The 6131-nt window shown below is 30.9% G+C and carries 6 protein-coding genes; 5 read left to right on the top strand and 1 reads right to left on the bottom strand.

Annotated features, from left to right (window positions below):
- Positions 1-1358: 1358 nt before the first annotated feature.
- Positions 1359-1718, top strand: a complete 360-nt coding sequence (locus BRE_RS06765) for a hypothetical protein (protein ID WP_049752043.1) — start codon at positions 1359-1361, stop codon at positions 1716-1718.
- Positions 1719-3365: 1647 nt separating this feature from the next.
- On the opposite strand, the gene BRE_RS05810 is transcribed toward BRE_RS06765, so the two are convergent.
- Complete coding sequence (locus tag BRE_RS05810) at positions 3366-3890, bottom strand: plasmid maintenance protein (RefSeq protein ID WP_012539781.1); 525 nt, start codon at positions 3888-3890, stop codon at positions 3366-3368.
- A 234-nt stretch (positions 3891-4124) separates the two neighbouring features.
- On the opposite strand from BRE_RS05810, the gene BRE_RS05805 reads away from it, so the two are divergent.
- From BRE_RS05805 to BRE_RS05790, 4 genes are all read left to right on the top strand, one after another.
- Entirely contained in the window at positions 4125-4337 is a 213-nt protein-coding gene (locus tag BRE_RS05805) for a hypothetical protein (protein WP_014683070.1), read from the top strand.
- A 20-nt stretch (positions 4338-4357) separates the two neighbouring features.
- The gene (locus tag BRE_RS05800) at positions 4358-4627 is read left to right on the top strand and encodes a hypothetical protein (protein WP_014683071.1); all 270 of its coding nucleotides are present in this window, start codon (positions 4358-4360) and stop codon (positions 4625-4627) included.
- On the top strand, positions 4627-5388 hold the full coding sequence (locus tag BRE_RS05795; RefSeq protein ID WP_012539780.1) for a ParA family protein: 762 nt from the start codon (positions 4627-4629) through the stop codon (positions 5386-5388). The genes BRE_RS05800 and BRE_RS05795 overlap by 1 nt, the downstream gene beginning before the upstream one ends.
- 62 nt (positions 5389-5450) lie before the next feature.
- Entirely contained in the window at positions 5451-5966 is a 516-nt protein-coding gene (locus tag BRE_RS05790; protein WP_012539779.1) for a chromosome replication/partitioning protein, read from the top strand.
- Positions 5967-6131: the final 165 nt, after the last annotated feature.

Genomic DNA, 6131 nt, shown 5'->3' with positions numbered 1-6131 from the left:
GACCCGGGCCGGGGCGCGGGGCCGGGGGGGGAGGGGCGCGGCGCGAAGCCGGGGAGGGGGGGTAGCCCCGTCCGGCCGTGATTGAGCCGGGGGGGCCGGCCGAGGCCCGGCCTGGAGGCGGGGGGGTTTGGGGGCGAAGTTGGGGGGGGCGGGGGTGTGGCGCGCAGAGGGGGGGGGGGGTGCCCCGGGGGGGGAGCCGGGAGGGCGCAGGGTGGGGAGGGGTGGGGCCCCGGGGGGGGAGGGGGGGGTGGGGGCGGACAGCCGGTGTTGGGGGGGGGAGCTGGGGGGAGGGGGAAGGGGCCGCAGCCCACATGGCGGGCGCCCCCGTGGGGGGCCCGGGGGGGGGGTCGTGCGGATGAAAAGCGGGGGGCGCCGCCGGAGGAGGGTGGAGGGGAGGGGCGGCGCCGGGAAGAGAAGGGAGGGGGTGCCGCGGCAGAGGGACCCGGTTTGGGTGTGAGGAGGGTTTGGAGGCCATGGAGGTGTAGGGCGTGCCGTAGGGGGGGGCGGTGACGGTTTTTTTGAAACCGGGAGTGTTTGGGGTTACATAGTTTTGCCGTCGTCGAGAGGCCTCGCGGGAATCGAGAAGAGTCGGGCGGTTGTTCGGGGGGAGGCAGGCAGGGATTAGAAGCGATGGTAAATAAGGAGGGGGAGAAAGAGCGGAGGGGGGCGAACACGCCCGGCAAAGGGCCAACAAAAAAACNAAGGAGAGANGNGAGGGCGCCGGGAACGGCGCAGGGGACAGGGGGGGGGACGGAAGGGGGGAGGAGGGAAGGGAGGCGGGAGCCGGGAACCAGGAGTAAGGAGCGGGGAGCGGGCAAGGCGCGCACGGCGGCGGACGGCGAGGAGGATTTCCTATTACCCTTATTTATTAAATAATATGTTAAGAATATATAAGATAAAAGTTTATTTATTATTAAATAATTATTTATTATTTTTGATTAAAAAATAAACTTTATGCCTCTAAAGTTCTATATCTAGATTTTTACTAAAAATATAATTTTGGATATATCAAAGTAAAAGGCTAACTTACAATGAGTCAACGAATTTTTATTATTTAATAAATAAGGGTAATAGGAAATAATAATAGCAATAAGAAGCCTTGAGAGAATTGCTCGCTCAAAGCTTCTTATAAATGGTTAAAGGTTAAAGATAAATTAAATTTATCACAAATTAGTAAAAAAACAATGTCAACTGGAAAGATAATGGTGCCATAAAATAAATACTTAATTTTTTTATTAAAAATTTACCAAAAATATTAGAAAATATTAGCTATTTATATTCATTCTTATTTAATATGTATTATAATAATGTATGATATCAAGATAAAAGAAAGAATTTTTGATTTCTGAGGATATGAGATGGAAAATATTAAACAAAATAATGTTCAAAAAAGTAAGCTACCTATGATGTTAAATCATGATAAACATATAACAAAAGGTCTTCAAGAAATCTTTTTTGAAAATTCTCAATATGAGGCAAATTATAAATCCAAAGTCAATGGATTTATTGTTGACTTCTTTAAAATACCTAAAAGTTTGAAAAATAAATATAAGGTTAATATTACATGTCTAAGTAATCCGGATCTTCCTTTTGGTAATATCGCTCTTAATTGCATAAATACCTTTAAGTTGATTGTTGATATTGTTAATATGCAGACAGGTAAAACTTACGATTATGATGAATTTATATCTAGTACAGAAACAGACAAAATGCTTTAGTACAGTGCTAAGATAATATCTGCTCTGTCAAGACATTTTGATGAATCTAATGGCACTAGCTATAACGAAAGTTATTATGAATGGGAAAAAGGATGGATTGATAAAAAATGGATCGATTATGAACCAAGCATCTTAGAAATTCAAGAAATGCAAGAATTGAATAAAAAAATAAACCGAAAATTACACTTTAAAAATCAGAAAAGAAAAATTCCCCCTATCCAATTGGGATACATAAAACTCTTGAGAGCAATAAAAAATTTCGATCATTCATTTAATATAAAAAAATAATTATAACTTTATTTACTATAAATACATAATTGTTAATTATTTTCCTTACAATTCTTTAATATTAACAATTGATAACTCCTTTATACTTTTTTGCTTTATTTTTTAGGTCACATTACAGAAATTTGAAGTCTTGTTTTTATATAATAAAATTATTTAAAAATATTTACAAAATTAAAAAAATAAAATAATGTTATAAACAGATATAAATACGGTAGAAAGCATTCTATCAACAGTCCCCAACACTCCTATCAATCCTCTCCAAAACAAGACATAGGAGTAGGGACTTTCTTTTCTCTATTACTATGAGATAAATATATCTTAATCTTTTTAAGATATTCCCTTGTTATATCTCTTGTTTTATTGTTATCAAATTGTATTTGATAACAATAAAATTCAAAATCTTCAAAATCATTAACATAGAATCATTAACATAGAATGAAAAAATATTAGAAATATTGCAAAAAAAAATTGAAATGATTGTTTTTTTGAACTAATAATTAGTTATTAAATATTCTCCTTTTTTAAAATTAAAAGAATTTATTATCAATATTTACTTCATACCATACATTCTTTTAAATAATCCCCTTCCCCAAGGGGTTTTCTTTTTTATATTTTTGTTTTATGGTTTGCAATATGTTATTTCGTTAATTTTTTATATTTCATACATGTCCTCATTTGCATTAATTCCTAAGCCTTAAAGCTCATTAGTTTAGGTTTGATTCTCTGAAAAATTAATACTGGAAAAAAGTTTGCATTGCTGTATAATGCTATTTATTCGGTAGTTTGGATAGTTGAGTTTGGATTGATAGGAGATAAGTTCTTTCCTTTGTGTATAAGCTTTTCCCTGAAGCAACTTCGATTAGAAACATTCTCCCTATAAAATATTTAAAAAATCTTGTTGAACATAATGCTATTTTTTATGTTTAGTTATGAACCTAAGAAATAGCTTCCTTTGTTTACACAATACGTTTATCATTTCCCATAATCATAAAATATTTATACCCTTTATTTTGCAATTTAAGGGCATAGTTGTATGGGGATGTTATTATAAAGTTTTTAAAAATTTCTTTTATTGTGGAGCAAAATAAAGACTTCTGGCCGGGCGTTTGGTTACTATTCTTTCCTAAAGTAATTACGATCTTTAAACTTAAATTTTTTCGTAAAATTTTTTTAAAATTTTTTATTTTAATCAATTTTAAAAATGCTTGCTGTTTGTAATAAAATTACTGTTGTGTGCCTTTTGTTTGCGTTCTAATTTCTTTTTTCTCAAAAAATTCTCTTTTTTTGATATGGTTTTCTTGGTTTGCCACTTTTTTTATTTATTTTTTTCATTTTTTTATCGTTTTTTTGCTATTTTTTTTACGTTTTCTTGTTAGATTGTTGTTTTTGTTGTTTTATTTTCATCTTTTTCTTAATATTATTTATATTATTATATATAGTATTATATACACTACTATTTTTTGTGCTATTTTTTAATTCGTTTTTGTTTTTTTCTTTTTCTTCTTTGCTTAATTTATATATAATGTTAAATGTTTTTTCTAATAATTCTTCTGTTGCATCAAGTACTTGTCCTAATATTCGATATGCATTTTTTTTAGGTATATATTTTATTTTTGACCCTCGATATTCTCCAAGTCGTATAATAAATGCTTTGATTATATGATGCTTTTTCATAAAGCCCAAGTCCTTTTGTAGTGTTTTCATTTTGATTACAGCATAACCTTCTTTTTTTAGGAAAAAGTTAATTAAATTAAGTATGTCTTGTTGGTTATAGCCCAATCTGTTTTTATTTAAATATTTTAGTACAGAAATTAGCTTAATTAGTCTAACTTGATTTTTCTTGAGGTTGCTGTTATTATATAAAAAGAAATTTAAATTTTTCATCGATTTATCCTTTATTTCAGTTTGTTTAAGACCTTTGTTTTCAGGTCTTTTTTATCTCTGATTTTGATTAAAAAACAAAGTCAACTCTAATATAATTTATATACTAAAATGGTTATTTTGTCAATTTCGTTTACAAAATGATGGTCATGGTATATAATAAAGTATATTAGTTAAGTTGTATTTATTTGGTATATTTGATGATTGGTGAAAATTTATTTAGGAGGATGGAAATTTGTGCGTATTACATTAAATTTTTTAAATTCTTTAAAAAATTTGAAAGAATTTTCAAAAGAAATGGGTTATAGTGATTCTTCTTATTTGTCAAGATATATAAAAAAAAATAAAATAGAAGGTATAATTTCTTCTAAAGATTTATTTTTTAAAAAAAGAGAATTGCTTTTGAGTGAAGAGGCCCAAAATTTTATTAAAAGTAAATTAAAAAAATAATTCTAAGAGGGTAATAAATTTTGACAGAAAAAATGAAAATGCATTTGAAAAATTTTTTTATTGAATATGAAGGTAAAAAATATTATACTCCTCTTTTTTTGGCTAATATTAATAATATTTCTTATTTTACAATAAAAAATAAAATTAAAAAACTTAATATCGCAATTAAGGCAAAGGACATCGGAGTTGTAAATTCGTTGTCTGAAGAGCTCTTAGTTTCTGAAGATAATTTAGATAAACTTTTTTATGATAAAAGATTTAAGTGTTTGGACTCTAGAGGTATAAAATAATGAGGGATATTATAGCTATATCTTCAATTAAGGGTGGCGTTGGTAAAAGTATAACAGCAATAATGCTAGGTTATATTTTCTCTTCTAAAAAATATAGAACCTTGCTTATAGATATTGACTCTCAGGCTAGCGTTACTTCTTATTTCCTTCCTTATTTTGAAAACAAAATTGATATAAGAGAATATAATATTTATGAAGTATTAAAATCTAAAAAATCTTTTATGAGTATTGTTCACAAAATAACAGATGATTTGCATTTTGCGCCATCTCATATTAAACTTTCTCAATTTTCGGGAGAAAATATTATTGGACAAGAATATAAATTGAAAACGATTTTAACACCTTATTTTGAAGAATATGATTATATATTGATTGATACCCCTCCGTCGGTTAATAAAGAGCTTATTAATTCTTTGATGATTGCTACTAAGGTTGTTATTCCTTTGCCCGCAGAACTTTGGGCAATTGAGAGTTATGAAATTTTGAAAAGTAAAATGCAGGAAATTATTAATGCTTATCAAAAACAGGATTTTAAAAATTATTATGTTATTCAGACTCTTTATGAAGAAAATAGAAAAATAAAAAAAGAATTTTTTTATAGTTTACAGCAGCTTTATAAAGAATATGTTCCAATTAAGATTCATAGAAGTGCTGCTATTCAAAAAATGATTACTTACAGATTGGAACCTCAGAAAGATGAAAGGTATTATAATGAATATTTAAGAGTTGCTGAAGTTATTGAAGGTGTCTATAATATGTAAATATTTATAAAACATAAATATTTGTAAACCAGTTTACAAATATTTATGTTTAGGAAACAGAAATGAAATTAGATATACTTAATACTATTAAAAGTAGGGTAGGAAGTGTCACTCAGGTTGAAGATAGTTCTGATAAAGAAAGGGCTATGTTGAGATATAGACAACTTAAGGAGGAGATTAGGGCTCGAACCTTAGAGGAAGCTGTTAATAAAGTGGAATTGTCTAAAGCTTTATACGAAATAAAAAAAAATAAGTTATACAAGTTTGATGGATATGATAATTTTTATGAGTTTTGTTTGGATTATAAATTTAGTAGAACTATGATATATAGATATGTCAAGATAGGGGCCTATTTGGAAAGAGAGAGCATAAGCGAGCAAGATATTATGCAAAGTTCTTTAAATAAAATTATTAATGACATAAGAGTTAAGAGAGATTCTTCATATTGCAAACCTGTTGTTGTTAAATTTAATTTAAAAGATAAAGAGAAGCAATTAGTTCTTATAAAGAATAAACAAAAACTTGAAAAATTCTTACTTAAATGTTTGTTGGATAATTGGGAATCGTTTATAGTGTAGTATATATAGAATGGAAATTCTATATATATAATAATATATTAAATAAAGTAAGTTGATATATAATTTTATATTGGGTATCAGTATAGTCAGTTAATAGTTGATGTTGGTAGTTTAATAATAAATGAAAACATTAAATGAGAGAATGAATATGAAATTGAATTGGGG

This window comes from Borrelia recurrentis A1 (genome assembly GCF_000019705.1).
In the GTDB taxonomy this organism is placed as follows: Bacteria; Spirochaetota; Spirochaetia; order Borreliales; family Borreliaceae; genus Borrelia; species Borrelia duttonii.
Note: the sequence above shows the minus strand (reverse complement) of the source record. Positions and strands in the feature narration are given on the sequence as shown.